Annotated in this window: 18 protein-coding genes; 7 read left to right on the plus strand and 11 right to left on the minus strand. The window is 38.7% G+C overall.

Features of this window, described 5'->3' with window-relative positions; genetic code table 11:
* Window positions 1-262: 262 nt before the first annotated feature.
* A complete protein-coding gene (locus I6F45_RS16585; RefSeq protein ID WP_165729088.1) occupies window positions 263-607 on the plus strand; it encodes a rhodanese-like domain-containing protein in 345 nt (114 codons plus the stop codon).
* A gap of 22 nt (window positions 608-629) precedes the next feature.
* On the opposite strand, the gene I6F45_RS16590 is transcribed toward I6F45_RS16585, so the two are convergent.
* The 4 genes from I6F45_RS16590 to I6F45_RS16605 all read right to left on the minus strand — a co-directional run bounded on the left by I6F45_RS16590 (window position 630) and on the right by I6F45_RS16605 (window position 2,907).
* Window positions 630-1,025: a DUF1801 domain-containing protein gene (locus tag I6F45_RS16590; protein ID WP_197161189.1), complete on the minus strand. Its 396-nt coding sequence runs from the start codon at window positions 1,023-1,025 to the stop codon at window positions 630-632.
* Between the two features lie 45 nt (window positions 1,026-1,070).
* Window positions 1,071-1,616 (minus strand): PH domain-containing protein, encoded by a 546-nt coding sequence (locus tag I6F45_RS16595; RefSeq protein WP_165729086.1) that lies wholly within the window; start codon window positions 1,614-1,616, stop codon window positions 1,071-1,073.
* Between the two features lie 66 nt (window positions 1,617-1,682).
* Window positions 1,683-2,300 carry a LysE family translocator gene (locus I6F45_RS16600; RefSeq protein ID WP_197161194.1) on the minus strand — a complete coding sequence of 206 codons (618 nt, stop codon included), beginning with the start codon at window positions 2,298-2,300 and terminating at the stop codon, window positions 1,683-1,685.
* A gap of 208 nt (window positions 2,301-2,508) precedes the next feature.
* Window positions 2,509-2,907 (minus strand): DUF3224 domain-containing protein, encoded by a 399-nt coding sequence (locus I6F45_RS16605; protein WP_197161198.1) that lies wholly within the window; start codon window positions 2,905-2,907, stop codon window positions 2,509-2,511.
* Window positions 2,908-2,995: 88 nt separating this feature from the next.
* On the opposite strand from I6F45_RS16605, the gene I6F45_RS16610 reads away from it, so the two are divergent.
* A complete protein-coding gene (locus I6F45_RS16610) occupies window positions 2,996-4,774 on the plus strand; it encodes an ABC transporter transmembrane domain-containing protein (protein WP_197161201.1) in 1,779 nt (592 codons plus the stop codon).
* A 44-nt stretch (window positions 4,775-4,818) separates the two neighbouring features.
* On the opposite strand, the gene I6F45_RS16615 is transcribed toward I6F45_RS16610, so the two are convergent.
* Complete coding sequence (locus I6F45_RS16615) at window positions 4,819-5,451, minus strand: OmpA family protein (protein WP_165739391.1); 633 nt, start codon at window positions 5,449-5,451, stop codon at window positions 4,819-4,821.
* A 190-nt stretch (window positions 5,452-5,641) separates the two neighbouring features.
* Here I6F45_RS16615 and chrA point away from each other — a divergent pair, with 190 nt between their 5' ends.
* Window positions 5,642-6,796, plus strand: a complete 1,155-nt coding sequence (gene chrA / locus I6F45_RS16620; protein WP_197161204.1) for a chromate efflux transporter — start codon at window positions 5,642-5,644, stop codon at window positions 6,794-6,796.
* Here the strand turns inward: chrA and I6F45_RS16625 are convergent.
* From I6F45_RS16625 to speA, 4 genes are all read right to left on the minus strand, one after another.
* Complete coding sequence (locus I6F45_RS16625) at window positions 6,753-8,012, minus strand: mechanosensitive ion channel family protein (RefSeq protein ID WP_166420610.1); 1,260 nt, start codon at window positions 8,010-8,012, stop codon at window positions 6,753-6,755. The two genes, chrA and I6F45_RS16625, sit on opposite strands and share 44 nt — an antisense overlap.
* Window positions 8,009-8,929: an acetyltransferase gene (locus I6F45_RS16630; protein WP_024608076.1), complete on the minus strand. Its 921-nt coding sequence runs from the start codon at window positions 8,927-8,929 to the stop codon at window positions 8,009-8,011. Before I6F45_RS16630 ends, I6F45_RS16625 begins: the two co-directional genes overlap by 4 nt.
* 18 nt (window positions 8,930-8,947) lie before the next feature.
* Window positions 8,948-9,835, minus strand: coding sequence for an acyltransferase (locus tag I6F45_RS16635; protein ID WP_197161258.1), 888 nt, complete (start codon window positions 9,833-9,835; stop codon window positions 8,948-8,950).
* Between the two features lie 242 nt (window positions 9,836-10,077).
* Entirely contained in the window at window positions 10,078-11,958 is a 1,881-nt protein-coding gene (gene speA / locus I6F45_RS16640) for a biosynthetic arginine decarboxylase (RefSeq protein ID WP_197161207.1), read from the minus strand.
* A 198-nt stretch (window positions 11,959-12,156) separates the two neighbouring features.
* On the opposite strand from speA, the gene speE reads away from it, so the two are divergent.
* Window positions 12,157-13,020 (plus strand): polyamine aminopropyltransferase, encoded by an 864-nt coding sequence (gene speE, locus I6F45_RS16645; protein ID WP_197161209.1) that lies wholly within the window; start codon window positions 12,157-12,159, stop codon window positions 13,018-13,020.
* A gap of 221 nt (window positions 13,021-13,241) precedes the next feature.
* On the opposite strand, the gene I6F45_RS16650 is transcribed toward speE, so the two are convergent.
* Both I6F45_RS16650 and I6F45_RS16655 read right to left on the minus strand, forming a co-directional pair.
* On the minus strand, window positions 13,242-14,474 hold the full coding sequence (locus I6F45_RS16650; protein ID WP_197161211.1) for a hypothetical protein: 1,233 nt from the start codon (window positions 14,472-14,474) through the stop codon (window positions 13,242-13,244).
* Window positions 14,464-15,087 (minus strand): methylamine utilization protein, encoded by a 624-nt coding sequence (locus I6F45_RS16655; protein WP_197161213.1) that lies wholly within the window; start codon window positions 15,085-15,087, stop codon window positions 14,464-14,466. Before I6F45_RS16655 ends, I6F45_RS16650 begins: the two co-directional genes overlap by 11 nt.
* A gap of 159 nt (window positions 15,088-15,246) precedes the next feature.
* On the opposite strand from I6F45_RS16655, the gene I6F45_RS16660 reads away from it, so the two are divergent.
* The 3 genes from I6F45_RS16660 to I6F45_RS16670 all read left to right on the plus strand — a co-directional run bounded on the left by I6F45_RS16660 (window position 15,247) and on the right by I6F45_RS16670 (window position 20,875).
* Entirely contained in the window at window positions 15,247-17,289 is a 2,043-nt protein-coding gene (locus tag I6F45_RS16660) for a glycoside hydrolase family 97 protein (RefSeq protein ID WP_197161214.1), read from the plus strand.
* A gap of 336 nt (window positions 17,290-17,625) precedes the next feature.
* Window positions 17,626-18,882, plus strand: coding sequence for a DNA cytosine methyltransferase (locus I6F45_RS16665; RefSeq protein ID WP_197161216.1), 1,257 nt, complete (start codon window positions 17,626-17,628; stop codon window positions 18,880-18,882).
* Window positions 18,883-18,886: 4 nt separating this feature from the next.
* Complete coding sequence (locus tag I6F45_RS16670) at window positions 18,887-20,875, plus strand: ATP-binding protein (RefSeq protein ID WP_197161218.1); 1,989 nt, start codon at window positions 18,887-18,889, stop codon at window positions 20,873-20,875.
* The last annotated feature ends 1 nt before the right edge of the window (window position 20,876 follow it).

Consider the following 20,876-nt stretch of genomic DNA (forward strand, 5'->3'; position numbering starts at 1 on the left):
ATATGCATTGTTAATGTCTAACATTAGAATTTACTAATATAGAAAAAACGAATATAGTAAATAAAACACTAAATAAAATTGAATAGCTCATTTTTTAATTGCGGGACTCATAATTGCCGTATTTGTATAGCTGCAATATTTTGATCCTAGATGAATATGGCTTACTGTTTTTATTACACTAAACTCAATTCAATCTGCTATTAGTTGTTTGTATTTGATGATCACACAATTACGCAAACGTAACCTTAAGGAATAAAAAAGCATGCTTACATCAATCCCTGATTTACTTAAAATTATCACACCTAACCAGCGCCGTATTGACGCAGCACAAGCAAAGCTCGAGCTTGAACAAAATAAAGGCTTACTTATTGATGTGCGCGAACCAGCAGAACACGCAACAAATGCAGCTGTTGGAGCAATAAATATTCCGCGCGGGTTACTCGAAATGAAGTTGATGGAAATAGAAAAAGATGCAACACGCCCAATTTACTTACACTGTGCCAGTGGTGCACGTGCAACCCTTGGTGCAGAAGCGCTAACACGTGTTGGTTATGAAAACGTTAGTGTTATTACCTGTGATGCAAGCCAAATATGTAGCGTGTTTTAAGCATCTACTTAAGTGCTTGCAGTTATGCACCTAACAAAGGTAGGTGTTTAACGCTGTGATAAGTCAGTGCTAATTTAATACACGCTTTAAGTGGGTACTCTGGTAATAGCTTTTCACTATTTAACACTATTGCTCTATTTCCTTCAAAAGTGAGATTATGAGAATATAATTCTCTAAATGTAATTACGAGCTTTGATTGGCAATGAAAAAACAAATAACATGATGATCCTTTAAAGCCAATGCGAATGGGGCTGCCATTTATTGTGCTATAGCTTGGCTCTCCCCACTTTATTGACTCCTCCACAGCTCCCAAGTTTTGCTCTTGTGCTACGGTATAAATTAGCTCCCGTAATTTTATAAGCGTACTTTTAGTTATCTGAGGATAATTATTAAATATATTTTCAATATCCGTAGTCACAAAAACATCCTTATAAGCAAGATATTGGCTGTATTTAAAAATAAGTTACTTTTGCTGCCTTTCATCAAGTAAAACAAGTAGCATCTGCTCAATATTTTTAACACTATAAGTAAGTGCTCTCAGTAGCTCTTTCTCACTTTGTTCTGTCGCCTGCTGCGAAGTTTTACCTTGATTAGCCAATACATCTTTTTGCTCAAGTATCGCTTCTCTAAACTCACTCGCATTAACTACACCAAGCAAAGACACTAAAGCCCCATTTCCTGACTGCCCTGCCGTTTCAAAGCTTAAACGATATAACCCAAACAGTCGCATTAACGGCCCTTGGCTTAATCCAACATCAGTTATTTTTTCAAGCGGAATAGATTTTTCTTCTTTAAATAATATGCCACGTTTAACTACCAATTTTTGTGGTAATAAGTCAGCCGACATAGCTGCGAGTATTCGCCCGCCCACCAGCCATACGATAAGTAAAATGATAGGTATAAGCGGTATAGTAACAAGAGCCAACATTGCAAATAGCGAGGTAGTAACCATCCAATATTGTTTTACCTTGTAATCGAATGAAGCACTTTTTAAAATATGTTTTGTCATTGTTTTAATCCTTTATCTATATAACTACAAATACACTCTGTAAACTTCAATAATCTCTACTCAATCTTACAAACTAATAACGACTTTTATAGCAAGGGCAATAAACACAACACCCAGTATTTTATCAAGCCATGGGTTTTGCTTAGTAAAACCAAAGCGATTTTTTGAAACCTCAGTAAGTACTGCAACTAGCAAATACCAACCTGTATCAATTATAAACACGGTTAAGCACATAATAATGCCAATGCTTAAAGTGAGATTTTGCGGGTCTATAAACTGCGAAAACAACGCTAAAAAGAAAATGGCTAATTTAGGGTTTAAAAATGCAATGGCGAATCCATCTTGCAGCGCTTTAACTGCACTTATCTCACTTTTTTGTACTTGCAGTTCGTCATTATTGGGTTTTGCTAATAGTATTTTTAAACCTAAATAGGCTAGATACCCAGCGCCCAAATATACAAGCACTTGGTATACCGTTGGAAATTGAGCCATCAATGTCCCCAAACCAAGTAACGAAGCTGACGCATAAAGCCCAACACCCACGCCATGGCTAAGTGCAGCAAGCATACCGTTTTTCATTCCGCCACTCATTGTATGCTTTAGTACAACTGCAAGGCTTGGGCCTGGCGACATTGCACCCATCATGCATACAAGTACTAAACTAAACCATGCTGCTAATGTCATTTTTGTCCTTATAGTTCATCGTTTTCTATTAATAATATATAGGCCGTTATTTGGCCTTGAAAAGCAGTCGCGGTATTTATACTTATTACTTTCCAACCTTCTTGATTTAAGTGGTATATGCGCTCATTCAAAGCATCTACATCAATGCCGTTACTAAAAAACCACGCCTTTTAAATTCTACTATTTTTTGCATTGTTTGTTATCCATTTTATAAGCGGTAGTCAAAGTCGTAATAGTGAATGCCCTGCTCAATGCGTATTTTCATACTGCCAGTTAACCCTTTTAGCTCATAGGTGCCTGAATCAGGAATAACATTTAAAATAAGACTGTCTTGTCCTTTATCCATAGTGCCAAAGTGTTGCAGTACAAAACTGCCCTGCTTACCTTCAAGCTCACCTATCACTTGCTCTATTGCCACGTAACCCGCACTGCCTTGGGTTGGTGTCATTGCGCTAAGCATCTCGCCTTGGCTTGTAGCATTTAAGTCACCTTTAAATGTTTTATCAATCGACATACGTCCCAAGTTAATACCTTGCTGCCCTTTGGCGTAACCTTCAATTGGCGCTAAAGACACTATAAATTCACCACTTATTATTTTTGTTGTCATAACAATTCCTTATTGATGATATTTAATACTATTGATTTTTAATCCGATGATGCCATATCTATACCTTAACCTTTAAAAAGAATCCACTATGTCAAAAAACACCTCTGCATCCGAAAAAGCTGCTTTTAGCAGCTTATTACCTGTTTTTGCTTTTATAAAACCTTACAAATGGATGGTAGTAGCTGCGCTAGCCGCGCTATTGATCACTGCGGGTGTTAACTTATCACTAGGTCAGGGGGTTAAGTTTGTTATTGATCATGGGTTTATTGCAGGCTCCAAAGATCAATTGCAACAAGCTGTGCTGGTACTCATTGGTTTAATCAGCTTATTAGCGATAGGTACTTTTAGCCGTTTTTATTTAATGTCGTGGATTGGCGAGCGGGTAAGTAACGATATTAGAAAAGCAGTGTTTAATCGCATTGTAACGCTACACCCTAGCTACTTTGAAGAAAACCGCAGTGGCGAACTTATGTCGCGTTTAACCACCGACACCACATTACTGCAATCAATTATCGGCTCATCATTTTCTATGGCGCTGCGCAGTGTACTTATGTTGATTGGTGGCTTAGCTATGCTGCTATTTACTAATTTAAAACTTACTTTAGTGGTTGTAGCCTGTGTACCGCTGGTACTTGTTCCTATGATGATATTTGGTCGCAAGGTACGCAAACTAGCAAGCTCTAGCCAAGATGCCATTGCCGACATAAGTACCTATGCCGGAGAAATCATACAAAATATTAAAGTAGTGCAAAGTTATAGCCATGAAGAACAAGAACAACATGCCTTTGCGCTTGAGACCGAAAAAGCCTTTAACGTTGCTAAAAAACGTATTAAGCAACGTTCATTTTTAATAGCCGTGGTGATTTTTTTAACCTTTAGTGCTATTAGCGCTATGTTATGGGTAGGTGGTAACGACGTACTTGCAGGCACCATGAGCGGCGGCGAGTTAGGTGCATTTGTATTTTACGCTATTATGGTGGCAATGTCGGTGGCAACCGTTGCTGAAGTATATGGCGAACTACAACGTGCAGCTGGTGCTGCGGCAAGGTTACTTGAGTTACTTGCTGTTAAAAGTGAGATAGAAAACCCGCTAGATCCACAAGACGATAGCTTACTGCAAAACATTAACAGCCCTGCTATTACACTTGAAAATATAAGCTTTAACTATCCTTCTCGTCCAGACGTGAGTGCGCTTAATAAAATAAGCCTAAATATAAATCAAGGCCAAACCGTGGCAATTGTTGGCCCTTCTGGCGCAGGTAAAACAACGTTATTTGAATTACTACAACGCTTTTACGATCCGGCTAGCGGAGCTATTAAGTTTAAAGATGTAAACATTAAAGATTTATCGCTTAATACTCTGCGTAATAAAATGGGCATGGTAGCGCAAAACCCTATTTTATTTAGCTCCGACGTAATGCATAACATCCGCTACGGCAACCCAAGTGCAACCGATGAGCAAGTATATGCCGCAGCAAAGTATGCGCATGCCGATGAATTTATCAAACAGTTACCGCAAGGTTATAACAGCTTTTTAGGTGAGCAGGGTGTGAGGTTATCGGGTGGGCAAAAGCAGCGTATTGTGCTTGCACGTGCCATATTAAAAGACCCTGAAATACTTCTTCTGGATGAAGCCACCAGCGCGCTGGATGCGCAAAGCGAACACCATGTACAAGCTGCACTTGAGCATTTAATGCAAAACAGAACAACGTTAATTATTGCCCATAGGCTGGCAACGGTAAAACATGCAGATGTAATTGTAGTAATGGAAAATGGGGAAATCATAGCAACGGGTACTCACCAAGAGTTGTTAGCAAGTAACCCGTTGTATCAAAAACTGTGTGAATTACAGTTTAATAAGGATTAGGGTCTGTTGACCTTTCAAGGTTAAATTTGCAAGGTTCAAGAACCCTAACCTTCGGTATTTGGCACTATCTGAATTTCTACGCGACGGTTTTGAGCGCGGCCATTTGCACTATCATTAGTTGCAATTGGGCGTGTTTCGCCATAGCCCATAGTGCTAATACGTGTAGCCATAATTTGTTGGTTCACTAAGTAGTCTTTCACACTTTGTGCGCGTTCACGCGATAGATTCATGTTGAAGCTATCTTTACCCGTACTGTCGGTATGACCTTCTACACTTAAGTAGGTTTTTTCGTACTTGTTCATTACTTTAGCAATTGCATCTAACGTATCGTTAAAGCCTGATGAAATATAAGACTGAGCAGTCGCAAATGTAATATTTGATGGCATTACTAAACGTAAGTTATCACCTTCACGCACTACTTCAACACCTGAACCCGCTAACTCATCACGAAAAGCCGCTTCTTGTTTATCCATGTAGTCGCCAACAGCAGCTCCCGCAAGTGCCCCTATAGCTGCACCAATAAAAAAGCGTTTATCTTTATGGTTACTCGTAGCTTTACCTAATACGCCACCTGCGGCAGCGCCAATTGCTGCGCCTTTACCTGCATTATTCATTTCACAACCAGAAAGTAATACGGCTAGTACGGTTACGCTTAAAAGTGATTTAGTTAAAGTCATGGTGATACCCTATTCATTAAGAATTTAGCAAGAGTATGCAAATACATGTATGAACAAACTATGAAGAGGGTGTTAAAACCAACGCATCTTGCTTGATTGTTAAACAGACACCAAACTAATGTGTCATTTTAATAAAAATGTCATACTACACAGTGACAATTTAACGAATTTTATAAAGGATAATGGCGCAATGTTAATTGCTATTTTTAGACAGTTTTTTTTACTAGGGTGTATGAGCTTTGGTGGCCCCGCTGCGCATTTAGGTTACTTTAAACGCCACTTTGTAGACTCGTTAAATTGGTTAACTAACACCCGTTATGCACAACTTATTAGTTTAAGCCAAGCACTGCCTGGGCCTGGCTCTAGCCAAGTAAGTTTTGCTATTGGTGTTGAGCGTGCTGGAGTACTGGGTGGTATAGCTGCCTTTGTAGGTTTTACGCTGCCTTCGTTTTTAATAATGGTGCTGCTTGCGGTTAGTGCTCATCAGTTTGACGCTGTTTACTTTGCTATTATTGCAGGCTTAAAGTTATTTGCTGTTGCTATAGTCGCTGATGCCACGCTCAGCATGGCTAAAAGCTTTTGTACAAGTGCTGCGCTTAAGTTACTTGCGGTAATGAGTACACTTGCTTTGGTGTTATTTCCAATGATGGGAACTCAAATCGCTATTTTAATAACCGCTGCAACTGTAGGTGCTATATGGCCTTTATTAAAACTGGGTACAGCCACAGAAGATGCTAGCAGCAAAAAAAGTAATATTAATTGGATTGCACTTGGGTTATTTGCGCTTTTACTGTGTGTTAGCTTTATTCCACTAGGACGTGAGTTTGCTTTGTTTGCCCCTTTTTACCAAGCAGGTGCAATGGTGTTTGGTGGCGGACACGTAGTACTGCCGGTACTTCAAGCAGGCGTACCAGCATTGAGTGACGATCAGTTTTTGAGTGCTTACGCAAGTGCACAAGCAGTGCCTGGGCCCATGTTTACTATCGCGACTTACTTAGGCGCACAACTTACTACAGAATTTCCTTTAGTAGGTGCTCTTATAGCTACACTACTTATATTTATGCCTGGTTTTTTACTTATACTGGCGTTTCAAAAGAGTTGGATTAACTTGGCAAGTAAGCCACGCTTTGCAAGCTCAATAGCGGCACTTAATGCTGCTGTAGTGGGTTTTTTAGCGGCTGCACTGTATTCGCCAATTTGGACATCAGCGGTGCATAACCTTTGGCAAGTTGCATTAGTAATAGTTGCGTTTGCATGGCTGCGATTTAAAAAGCCACCTATTTGGTGGCTCTTAGCTTTATTTATTGCTGTGGGTCTTTTACAACACTATTTGCCATTACTCTAAACGTTGGCTTATCTGTTTGTTGCTCACTCGGTGGGCTTAATTGCCCACTAACACTTTGATACGCCCTAAGCCCAAACACCGGCAACACGGCAAGTAAATGATCCATTATTTCGGCTTGTAAATGCTCGTACGAAATCCAGCGTTTGTCTTCACTAAAGCAATAAAACTCAATAGGTAAACCATGGTTTAGTGGTTGTAGCTCTCGTACCATTAACGTAAGCGACGTATTAATTTTACTGTGCTGTTTTAAATAGCCTTCAGCATAGCGACGAAATAGCCCTAAGTTAGAAACCTGAGCAGGTAACGTCGTTACTCGAATATAGTCATGCAGCGGAATAGCCGCATCAATTTGCTTTCTAAACTCATCACCCACTAAACAAATACTGTGCATATCAATATTGAGTGAACGTTTAATACGCCTACCGCCCGACTCTTGCATGCCGCGCCAGTTTTTAAATGAACCCGCTACCAGCATATAAGTTGGAATAGTTGTTATGGTGTTATCCCAGTTACGTACCTTTACAGTATTTAAGCCCAAATCAATTACTTCTCCATCGGCGCCGTAGTTTTCTACTTGGATCCAATCACCATAGGTTACTAGGCGATTTGCTGCTATTTGAATACTGGCTACAAAGCCTAAAATAGTGTCTTTAAATACTAACAACGTAACAGCGGCAATGGCACCAAAGCCAGAGAGAATATAAGTAGGTGATTTTTCGAGAAAAATGCTCACAATTAAAATTGCACACACAATAAAGGTTATTAGCTTAACAACCTGAATTAAGCCCTGAATAGGGACTTCGCGTGCAAACTCTAACTGGTTATAAATAGTACCCGCAATGCTCACAATACTACTAAAAATAAAACCAGCATAAATAATAAGCAAAGCTTGTCCTATCGTTTTTAGTATTTCAGCGGCCAACTCATTAACAGGGTAAACACTGTCAAACGTAGCTAAAAACAATACACAACACAACATTCCGGCAATACGTTTATTTAGCTTATTAAGCATAGGAGAAAGCGCACCAATTCGCTCAGGCGAAAGCTTCGTCACTATTTTTTGAATGCCAGGTAACATTAACCTACGAGTAAATAAGTAAACAATTAATAAAGAGAATATCCCTATTGAGACTGCGGTAATTGAGCTAAGAAAATCCGCGTCGGGTACTTTTTCAAACCAAGGAGCAATTAATTCCTGAAGATGGGTGTTGGTCATAGTGTTTCAATTTCCTTACTGATTTGTGGTTCAGGTAAATCTTGTTGAGCATAAATGTCGGCAAGCTGCTGATCTTTAGCAACCCATAGCTCATTCACATAATGTTGAAAATTAGCTTTAAATACGTCATCGCTTTGATAGCTGCCCTGCATATTGTCATTAATGGGCGTTACGTCTATTGAAACATAAATAGAATCTAGCTCACCTTTTAACAAGTTACGACAAACGTGATCTGTCTTACCGCTATATACTAAACTTGTATTAAGCATGGCATCAAATTGATCGGCTAATACTTCAAGCGCAAAAGCAATGCCGCCCGCTTTGGGCTTTAATAAATGTTTAAAAGGACTTTGTTGCAGATTATGTTTGGCTGGCGTATAGCGTGTACCTTCAACAAAATTAATGATGGTAGTAGGATGATGACGAAAATTACGACAACTACGCTTCGTGCGCTCTACATCCAACCCTTTCAACTTTGGATTTTTAGCTAATTGCGCTTTGCTTACCCGTTTCATAAACGGCATACCCATAGCCCACGCACCAGTGCCAATAAAAGGCATGTATTTTAACCCGTCTTTTAAAAAGAACTTAGGGGCAGGCAATGCATGTAATGAGCTAAGTACAGTTATATCTAACCAACTCGCGTGGTTACAAATAAGTAAATACCAACTTTTTGAGTTTAAGTCGCCACTTATATCAACCACAATGTTAGGGCAACCTAACCAAAGCCCTAAACGGTTGCCGTTACACCAACCTCGGTAAGCGCTGTGTAATATAGAGTTAACCACAGGCAAAGGCAGTAATAACTTAATAAGGCCCAGTACAAATACTAGCGAGCCAAAAAGTATCATGTTAGAAAACAATACGCAGCCTACAATTAAGCCGTTAAGCCAATTTGGTAACCACTTTTTTAGCATAACTGTAAGCTCATATTTTTACCTTTTACTTATGGTTTTTTTTTCGAGCGATTGTAGTGTTTGCTCTTTGTTTTCCCATAAGCGGTTTAACTCGCTTTGAAAGCGAACTCTAAATTCAGAATCACCTGTGTAGTCACCAATAAGCTCTTCGCTTACCGGCCTTACTTCCACGTGTACGTTGATATTTTTTACCTTACCACCAGCAAAATCCATAAAAGTAGGAATACCATCTGGGTAATGAATGGTGACGTTAACCACTTTAGTAATTTGCTCGCCCATTGCTTGCATTACAAAAGCAATACCGCCCGCTTTTGGTTTTAATAAATGTGGAAACGGGCTATTTTGGCGCGCGTGCTTTTGCGTAGTAAAACGAGTGCCTTCTACAAAGTTAACCACACTTACTGGCATCTCTTTAAATTTTTCGCAGGCTTTGCGCGTGGTTTCTAAATCTTTGCCACGCAGCTTTGGATTCTTTTTTAATTGGCTTTTACTCGTGCGAGTCATAAACGGAAAATCAAGCGCCCACCAACACAAACCTAAAATAGGCACGTAAATAAGCTCTTTTTTCAAAAAGAAGTTTAAAAATGGAATTTTACGATTAAACACGCGCTGTAATACTAAAATATCGACCCAGCTTTGGTGATTTGCAATTACTAGGTACCAATCTTTTAGTTTAAGGTCTTCAAGGCCAGTTACATTAAGTTTAGTGGGTGTAAATAACTTTTGATTTAGGCTATTAAAGGTAACCCAAATTGTTGCAAATTGCTTTGCAGCCCAACTCATAAGCTTTTGTAGCGGCTTAATAGGAATAAGCTTTATAAGCCCACAAACAAAAATAGGCACAAACCAAAAAAGTGTGTTTATTGTGTAAAAAATAATACTAAATACACTGCGAATAACTGACATTACTTCCATTCCTTTAAACATGGCGCAGCAACCTTGTTACTGCACTTTTTATACTTAGTGATGTAATTATACCAATTCCAATAAATAGCTGATCTATTTTACTTGCTAAAACAACCCATTTCTTTGTTGTAAATTTCGCAAAGGGAACAACCATTTACATCAATTTACGCCTAGAACTGAATTATTTTTTCGGCGTAAAATTTAGATCACATACTTAATGGAATTGGTATTAACCTAAATTATTAATCTTCAAAATAGGTATAGCCTTCAAGGCCTGCATTAAGCTCAGCCAAATAACCTTCTTTACACTGCGCTGATACATCAAGTTTATTAACTTGGTACGCAAAGTTGTCAGCTAAAATGGCGCTATCATAGTCAACAAACTTTAATACATCCTTAACGCTATCACCTTTTATGGCATTGGTTAACACATAGCCATCGTCGTTAAGCTCTACATGCACCGAATCGGTATCGCCAAATAGGTTATGTAAATCACCTAAAATTTCTTGATACGCGCCCACCATAAACATAGCAATATGATATTGCTCGCCATGTTTATATTCAGGGATGGGTAAGCTCGTTTCAATGCCTGCACCTTCAACGTATTCACGAATTTGCCCATCAGAGTCACAAGTAATATCTTGAATAATCGCACGCTGAGTTAATGGTTGAGTTAAGTTTTCGATTGGCATAACCGGAAACAACTGCTGAATACCCCATACATCAGGCAATGACTGAAACAATGAAAAGTTAACAAACAGTTTATCGGCAAGCTTTTCGTTTAAATCGTCGAGTACTTCACGGTGCGCGCGCGCATTATTACTAAGTGATGCACGTACGCGGTGTAAAATAGTAAAGTAAAGCTGCTCTATTTTTGCCCACTCTAGCATGCTTACTAAGCCATGCACGTACTGATCGTGCGCTTCGCTAAATAAGTGCATAGCGTCGTGATAAATCTCAAGTGCCATACGCGGGTTTAAACGCTGCAAACACTGCCACATTTCATCAAGCACTAATGCGCTATTTTCAAGCGGTGGCTCTGGATTTAAATGATTTGGCGCTTTTTCTACGTCTATTACATCAGTAATTAATACCGCATGATGAGCCGTTAAAGCACGCCCAGATTCGGTGATAATAGCCGGATGAGTAAGGTTATGTTGGTCACACACTTCTGCAAATGCATTCACTACATTACGTGCATACTCTTCTACTGTGTAGTTCATTGAACACGCGCTACGCGAGCCAGAGCCCTCGTAATCAACGCCTAAGCCGCCGCCCACATCTACTGTATTTAGCGGTACGTTTAATTGTGTAAGCTCAGCAAAGTGGCGTGCGCATTCACGCAAAGCACGGTGAATATCACGAATGTTGGCAATTTGAGAACCAATATGAAAGTGCACCATTTGCATTAAGTGCAGCTTATTATGCTTTTTAAGCACTTCAACAGCACTTAGTACTTGGCCTGCTGTTAAACCAAACTTGCCTTTTTCGCCGCCCGTGTTTTGCCACTTGCCTTTGCCTACTGAATTTAGGCGAATACGAATACCAATAGCTGGCTCAATGCCTAGGTTGTCTATTTCATCTAATAATGTGGTCAGTTCTGAAAGTTTTTCTACCACAATTTTTACGCTGTGGCCCATGGCTTGACCAATACATGCTAAGCGTAAAAACTCGCTGTCTTTATAGCCGTTACACACTATTGTGATTGGCTCTTTTGCTACGCCCAAAATGGCCATAAGCTCTGGTTTTGAACCTGCTTCTAGGCCAACAAGCCCGCTTGGATGGGCTAATAGCTTACTTACTACTGAGCGTTGCTGATTTACTTTAATAGGGTAAACACAGGTATATTTACCGTTATATTCACGATTTGCTCGCGCTTGCGTAAACGCGTTAGTAAGTGTGTCTACACGATTTTTTAAAATATCGGTAAAGCGCACTAAAACCGGCAACGTTAAACCTTGCTGTTTAAACTGCTCTGTTAATTGCGTTAAAGAAATGGCCGGTTTTGTTTGGTCGCCATCTGGGTAAGCCACCAGTTCGCCTTGTGCGTTAATATCAAAATAACCATCACTCCAATGAGCAACGTTATAAGTGGCGCGTGCTGTTTCTAAACCCCAGGTCATGGCAACTCTTCTTTAGTCAATTAGGTATAAAGGCGCATTTTAATACGTCACTATCCACTAGGCTAACAAAAATTGAACTTTCACTCACTCCTAACTAACTTTATTCGTTAAATCAGTTAAAATGTCATTGAGCAAAACGCCAAGCACTGGCAGAATTGCCCCTTTTTCATACTCAACCTAAAAAGTGTAATAGTAACTATGGCAAATTTAGATCAAAGTAAGTGGTTTACTGAAATTAGCGACCGTGATGGCAGCGCATTTTCATTACGTATTAATAAAAAGTTAGATGAAAAACAGTCTCCTTTTCAAAAGGTAGAAATGTTTGAAACCACAGACTTTGGTAATTTAATGATCATCGACGGGTGTACCATGGTAACAACCCGCGAAAACTTCTTTTATCATGAGATGATCAGCCACCCTGCACTTTTAGCGCATCCAAACCCTAAAAACGTCGTTATTATTGGCGGCGGCGACTGCGGTACTTTACGCGAAGTATTAAAACACCCAGGCGTAGAAACTGTAACGCAAATAGATATCGACGAAGTAGTAACGCAAATGTCGTTAAAATACTTCCCAGAGCTTTGTGAATCTAATAACGACGCCCGTGCAACGGTTATGTTTGACGACGGTATTAAATACATGCGCGAAGCCGCTGGCGAATCTATTGATGTGGTTATTGTTGATGGCACAGATCCGGTAGGTCCAGGTGAAGGTTTATTTAATCATGCGTTTTACACAAGCTGTTTAGATGCACTGCGCCCAGGTGGTATTTTAGTGCAGCAAAGTGAATCGCCACTTATGCATATGCCATTACTAGTTGAAATGCGCGAAGCAATGTTGAGCGTAGGCTTTAACGATTTACAAACACTGCCATTCCCACAACCAATTTACCCAAGTGGTTTATGGTCGGTAACACTTGCACGTAAATCAGAGGCATTTAACGGTTTCAGAGAAGACGGCGCAGCACAAATAGCTGAGCAAAGTGAATACTACAATAGCGGTATTCATCATGGTGCACTCGCTACACCTAACTACATGAAACGCGCATTCGATAAAAAATAATACCAATCTGCTTATATATGGGGTCTATTTAACGTTAAGAAAATTACGCTAGAACTAGGCAAAAATTTTTGTATCTAGTTGTTCTAAATAAAAAATTTTTAACGACGTTATAGTGCAATTTAATTCGTTAGATTGATCAAAGATTTATGCAGGTTGGTATAATCTATACCAATTTTATTAAACTAAAAAGGGAGCATGTAAATGCTCCCTTTTTTATACTTTTAAAAACGCCACTGCGCATTTAGCATTACTTGCTGCTGTGAGATCCGTTCATTAAATCCAATTGGCTCTCTATTTTTTGCAACACTTTTAAGTGCAGAACCTTCAACCCCTATTTGTAGTTTATTAGTGAGCTGGTAGCGCCATGTTGCTGTTAAGCCTTCCCCATTGCTGGCATTAGGGTCAAACGCAGTTGTGTCGTTGTCAGTAACTTTAAAATAATCATAACGTACTGAAACTCGATGTTTGCCTTCTTTATGGCTCAGCATTAAATAATGGCTATAAAAAGCATTATCAATTAATGCGTTACTGCCCATTTCAGTTTTACCATTAAGTACCTGTGCTATTAAACGTGTTTTACTATTAAACTTATAAAGCCAAGCGGCGCTTGTAAAGCGAGTATCCCAAGCATACTGCCCTGTACTAATATTAAGTGTGGTTGGGTCGCCATTATTGTTGTAATAATAAATTCGAAATTGTGATTTTTTTAAGTAATCCCAATGTACGCCAGCGTAATAGCCAAAACGACCGTCTACTTCTTCAAACGGTAAAACCTGATTAGCCTGCCAACGTAATTCGTATGCATTTAATGCCGCTATAGGCGCAAATTTAATACTTTCGTTAAATGTAGTTTGTCTATCGTGTAATGCAAAACCACGCCACGCAAGTAAAGTCCCTGCAGGGTCGTTGCCTTTAAATGTCGCACCTACAAAGCTAAAGCTATGCCTGCTGTTAAAACGTTTTGCTGGGCGCTTAATAGTTACTTCAGCACCAACAGTACGCACTTCCTCACCTATCCAGCTATTAATAGCTGAGTTTGTATAGTTATAAGGAGAAGTCCAGCCTATGTCAGGGTTTTCAAGCGACATAAGTGGATAAAATCCCCCTACGCGCACATGCCATTTATAGTTACTGTTAGATAGCGGCTGATACTTTATATAAGCCTGCGTAAAACCTAAGCCAACGTCAGGATCCTGATTCGCATTTAGCACTCCATGAGCCGACCAACTAGATGCCAAATCAATATTAAAGTCTAAAATACCTTGGGATAAAATAAGTTCATCGCTTTTAGTATCATGCCGATAAAGCCCAATACCGCCTTCTTGAAAGCTAAGCGTATCGTCGCCTTGCACTATTCTGACCTGTATTAAGCCTTTTACTTGTGCGTACAATACATTACTAAAACATAATGCACCGGCTACAAACGCCAGCTTCATTAAGCGATTAATAGTCATCAAATTCATCCGTAGCAAAATCAATTTGCTCCGCAATTTCCTGCTTTACTTTATAATTGATAGGGTTAGTAGCCACAGTAACAATTTGAGATTCAACCTTACTAATATCACTAAACCCAGAATGCCAAACACTTAACGTGTATTCGCCTGTATTAGCGCTTAAATCAACATTCCCGTTTTCATCAGTAATAGCAAAAATAGTGCTGTCTACCACCACAATATAACCTAGCATCCAGTCGTGAATGTTACAGCCAAGCTCAACCACACCCGTTTGGTCAAAAGTAATGGGGGCTTTAGGATGCTCTTTATATAGCTTCAATTCGAACGTTTTGGCTTTAGAAAATGAATAAACATGGTGCATGATAGAGTCCGCATTCGGAAACTCTACTTTTGCATTTTTTGGTACAACTAAAATACGTGGCTTAAATTCTCGATTTTGCTGGCTCATAGCATAAGGTGCTTCAGGAGGAATAACACTAGAAGAGTCTCCTGCAGTTAGCCATACAACAGCGTTGGGTAACGGGTCATTATTAGCATTTTTAATTGTAATGTTTGCTGCAAAAACTCCAGTACTAACACTTAGTAAAAATACACAAAGTAATCTTTTTATCATTTTCCTGACCGCTATTATCAATTTGTTTACATTATAGACCGATTAAGCCACCAAATTCTTTCTATTTTTTAAAACATTGAATACGTATGTAAGCAGTCGTATTAATCACCAACAGTCATTATCCTTAAACGTCACCACCGACTCATCCAAGGACACACCATGAGAATACCAGCACTTGTGCTTTTAGCCTTTGCTAGTAATAGCTACGGACAAACCGTAGAGCTAAAATCGCCAGACACACAAATAACAGTAAGCATCTCTGACGAAAACAACACGCCAAACTACGCAATAAAATTTAAAAACAAAGCGGTTATAAACAAATCTTTACTGGGGTTTGAATTTAAAACACAAGCAGCCTTTAGCAATGGCTTTAAAATAAAAAGCATTGAGCAAAATAGCGTTAATACACAATGGCAACAACCCTGGGGCGAACGCCAAAACGTTGTTGACGAATATAACGAATTAGCCGTTACCTTTACAAAAAATGAGCCAAATAAAGGCACCTATACCATTCGATTTAAAGCATTTGATAGTGGTGTAGGTTTTCGATACGAAGTACCACAACAAGCCGGGTTCGAACATACAGAAATAACCAAAGAGTTGACTGAATTTGCAATAAACAATAGCCATGATGCAACAGCATGGTGGATACCTGCTCGTGGCTGGAACCGCTACGAATATGTTTACAACACTACTCCACTTAACGAAGCTCCACTAGCTCACACACCATTTACGTTTAAAACAAGTGACGGTACTCATATTAGTATTCATGAAGCCGCACTTGTTGATTACGCAGGCATGGTGCTTAATCAACGCCGCTCTGGTACCTTCACTGCCGATTTAACACCGTGGTCAGATGGTGTTGCAGTTAAAAAACAAGGTGCTTTTAAAACACCATGGCGCACCATTCAAATAGCCGACAGCGCTGTTGGCCTAGTTAATTCAGATATAATACTAAACCTAAACGAGCCTAATAAACTCGGTGACGTGTCGTGGGTTAAGCCTGGCAAATACGTGGGTATTTGGTGGGGTATGCATATAAACACGCAAACATGGGGTAGCGGTAAAAAACACGGCGCCACTACGCAAACCACAAAATACTATATGGATTTTGCAGCGCAGTATGGTTTTGATGGCGTACTCGTTGAAGGCTGGAATATTGGTTGGGATGGCGATTGGTATTTTAATGGCGATGTATTTAACTTTACCAAACCGTACGACGACTTTGATATAGCAGCACTGACTCAATACGGCAAAGAAAAAGGCGTACAGCTCATTGGCCACCATGAAACATCAGGCAATGTAAGCAACTACCGTGACCAAATGGAAGATGCTTTTGCCCTTTACGAAAAATCAAACGTAAGCCAAGTAAAAACAGGTTATGTAGCCGATGGCGGAAATATAAAACGTATAGACAAAAACGGTATTGCTCGCCACGAATGGCATGACGGCCAGTTTATGGTTAACGAATACCTTTATAACGTAAAACTTGCGGCTAAACATAAAATTAGCATTAATACTCACGAGCCAATTAAAGATACAGGCCTGCGCCGTACTTATCCAAACTGGATTGCGCGCGAAGGCGCACGCGGACAAGAGTATAATGCATGGGGTTCACCACCTAACCCACCAGAGCATGTACCAATGCTTGCTTTTACCCGCATGCTTGCAGGACCAATGGACTTTACACCCGGTATTTTTAATATGAGCTTTAATGGTTTAGGAGGCGATACAAACCGCCCACAAACCACACTCGCTAAACAACTCGCTCTTTATGTTGTTTTATACAGCCCTATTCAAATGGCTGCTGATTTGCCTAAAAATTACTTAGCGAAGCCCGACGCATTTCAATTCATTCAAGACGTACCAACAGATTGGCAGCAAAGTATTGCTATTGATGGTGAAGTAGGCGACTTTATTGTATTTGCCCGTAAAGAACGTAAAAGTACTAAATACTCAGGAAATGATTGGTACCTAGGTGCTGTTACTGACGAAAAGGCTCGTACTATTGAGGTAAAACTCGACTTTTTAGAGCAAGGCAAAAAGTTTGAAGCACAAATTTATAAAGATGGTAAAAGCGCAGAGTGGAAAAACAATCCGTACGATCTAGCTATCGAAAAACGTATTGTAACTACAAACGATAAACTAACGCTTAAGCTGGCCACCAGTGGCGGCACCGCTATTCGTTTTAAAGCACTTTAAGATTTCATTAAATAATTCGTCTGTGCTTTTATTGTACAGGCGAAACTACTTTTATTTTTAGAGAACTTATATTTTAGCATTATTCTTTTTCATCCTTATTTTGCTAACTTGAATAACGCAATTCAATATATTTTGCTAGCAATAATACTCGCTTTTCCCTTTAAGGTATTCTTGATAAACTTGCCCCCAACTCCTTAATATACTTTAAAAAACACTAACCTTACTAAGTATGCTTTATTGCTATAAGATAAACTTGAAATATACCTGGTGTATTGACTCAACTTTGGTATTATGATTACAGTAATAAATACAAATATTTAGGTCGTTTTTCCAAAAATGCTTTCTGAGAATCCAAATAAAATAGCTGGTACTTACATCGACCTTTTTTCTGGGTGCGGTGGCTTTTCGCTAGGCCTGGGCAATGCGGGCTGGGAAGGTGTTTTTGCTGTTGAAAAAGATTCTATGGCATTTGAAACATTCAAACATAATTTGATCGACGGTAAATATGGCCATTTCAATTGGCCTGAATGGCTCCCTAAAAAAGAAACAACTATTCAAATATTACTAAAAGACCACAAAGAACAGTTAGCTGAGTTGAAAGGCAAAGTCGATTTAATTGCAGGAGGCCCACCTTGTCAGGGGTTTTCTTTAGCTGGACGACGTAACGCTAAAGATCCCCGCAACAAGCTTTCTAATGAATACGCTAAAATGGTTAAAATTATTAGCCCTAAATATCTCGTTTTAGAAAATGTTAGAGGCTTTAACGCGATCTTTAGAGATTCAGAAGGTAACAAAGCTAAAAAACCCTACTCGATGGTATTGAAGGGAAGACTTGAAAGGTTAGGGTATAAGATTTTTACTAATTACGTTCACAGTGAAGACTATGGTGTGCCACAAAAACGCACTCGATTTATCATGGTCGGTATTCGTAAAGATATATATCAAAAAACAATCTCTCCTTTTGAATTACTTGAATCCATTAGGCCTGATTTTTTAAAGAACAAAAAACTCCCTTTAACACCTATTGGTGTAAAAATGGCGATTAGTGATTTAGAAATAACTAAGTCTCAACTAGTTCACCATTCAGGCTCTGAAAAAAGTGGTTTTAAAAAAATTGATTATATACCACCTACCAAACTCAATGCTTATCAAAAAGCGATGCGAAAAGGGCTAAGTGGTTCTAAACCAAACGGTTTGAGAATTGCTCGTCACAAGGCAACTACCGTTGAAAAATTCAAATATATTCAAGAAATATGTCGACCTGGATTAGGGTTAACCTCCGAACAAAAAGAGTTGATAGGTACAAAAAAACAAGTGATAAGTGTATTAGATCCTGACCAACCTTCAAGAACATTAACGACATTACCTGATGATTTATTGCATTATTCAGAGCCCAGAATATTGACTGTGCGTGAAAATGCTCGTATACAGTCATTTCCTGATGACTTTAATTTCCAGGGAAAGTATACAACGGGCGGTATGAGAAGAACGCAAGAATGCCCAAGGTATACTCAAGTAGGTAACGCTGTGCCGCCATTTTTGGGGGAAGTTCTGGGGCAAATGCTTCATAAAATAAATGATATGACTGAGTAATTAAATGGATTTGAAAGCAGAGATAAAATTAGAACAACAGCTCATAACCAGTATATCCAATGGAGATATTGGAGAGACTAAACTTGAAACTGACGATAAAGTTCTTGCTAGAGTAACTGATGGTATTTATCGACAACCCGGCTCGGCTTTGAGGGAATTAATTTCCAATGCGTACGATGCGGATGCAGATAATGTATATGTAGAAACAGATGCACCAAGATTTGACACTATGACCATAAGAGATGATGGTAATGGCATGTCGATTAGTACTCTAGTTAATATGTTAAGGCATATTGGTGGAAGTGCAAAGCGAACGGATAAAGGCAAGGATCTAAAAGTTACAGATGACACTGATAATTCATTAAGCTTAAATAAAAAACGAAAATTAATTGGAAAGATTGGTATAGGCCTTTTCAGTGTGGCTCAATTAACTAGAGATTTTGAAATAGTTACGAAACAAGCTGGAAGCGATTTCTATTTAAAAGCGAAAGTTCAATTATTTAACTTTTCTGATGAAGGAGTAAAATCTAGCGATAATGAAAATAGCGAACGCGGTAAAAGCTTTCAAACTGGTAATGTAAAAATATGGAAAGAATCAACAAATAACATAGATGCACATGGCACTGATATTTTACTGTTTAATATAAAGCAAAGTGCAAAAGAACAGCTAAAAAGTGGCGATGTTTGGGGACAAACAGAAAACGAATCAGATGTCGAAAATATATCAGAAGAAAATGACTTTCTAGATTCATCAAAAGCTATATTGCCTGACTTCCATATAGGATACCTTACTAATAATAAAGGTATTCAAGAGTATAATAGTGACTTTGCGAGATTACCCTCCCTCCCTTGGAGTCCTGAAGATAAACCTGAGGATAAATTTTTAAAACTTTACGATGCCATTTTAGATAAAACTAAAAATGCAGTCAGCCCAAAGTTAAACTTTATATTGGATAATTATCTCCAAATGATATGGACCTTAGGACTTTCGATCCCTTTGGATTATATTGAAAAACACCCTTTTAGTTTAAATACAGGTGATTTGTCTGATGTTTATACTTTGAGCAATAAAAAAAAGGGACAAGCAGAAAAACTACCTGAAAGCTTGGAGCCATTTGGAGAAACATTAGGCTTTAGTTCACAGAAGATACAACATAATTTTAATGTCTGTGTTGATGGCATTAAGTTATTCAGGCCTTTGAAATATACAAATCTTCCTCAATCAAAGGCACTTATAAAAAAACCAATTCTATTTTTAGGAAAATATCACCCTAATTTATCTGGAGTAGACATCAGGGACAGTGGTGGAGAGTTAAGTTTTGAGGCGTATTTCTTATGGGCTCCCAAAGTAAGCCCTAAGGATCATAATGGTAGTTTAATTAGAATACATGATGCATCAGGTATTTTATTTGATGAAACATTTATGAAATATCAAGTGGCTGAATATACTATTAAAAGTCAATTAACGGCTGAAATATTTGTCACTAAGGGATTAGATTCAGCTCTCAATATTGATCGTGAATCATTCAATACTGGTCACCCCCATTACCAAATTGTAATGCGCTGGGTCCATAGTGCAATTAGGCAGATTGTAAATAGATATAAAATCATTAGAAAAGAAGCTAGAAATCAATCAATCACTGAAGAAAGTGATAATTTTTCACAAAAAATAAGTGAAATTGTTTCTTCTTCGATTAAGTCCAACTTTAGAGATCCTTTAGAGCTAGCAAAATTAGTAGTACGAGATGAAAGTGTTGATAATACAACTGAACAAGATAGTACGCATGCTGAAAATTACATCATATCTAAGAAAAACTTTGATGAAATTATTCCTACCAGAACACAACAAACACCTAAAAATCTAAAGCTGATAAAGAAGTCGGAAGCAATTCTTCAAGTACTTGATGGCTATGGAGTGCTTGATAATATGACTGTTAATTCACAAGAAGAATTATTACTAGATATTGTTCGAATTCTAAGTTTGGAGGATTGAT

It is taken from the genome of Pseudoalteromonas sp. SWYJZ19 (assembly GCF_015864375.1).
Lineage (GTDB): Bacteria > Pseudomonadota > Gammaproteobacteria > Enterobacterales > Alteromonadaceae > Pseudoalteromonas > Pseudoalteromonas arctica.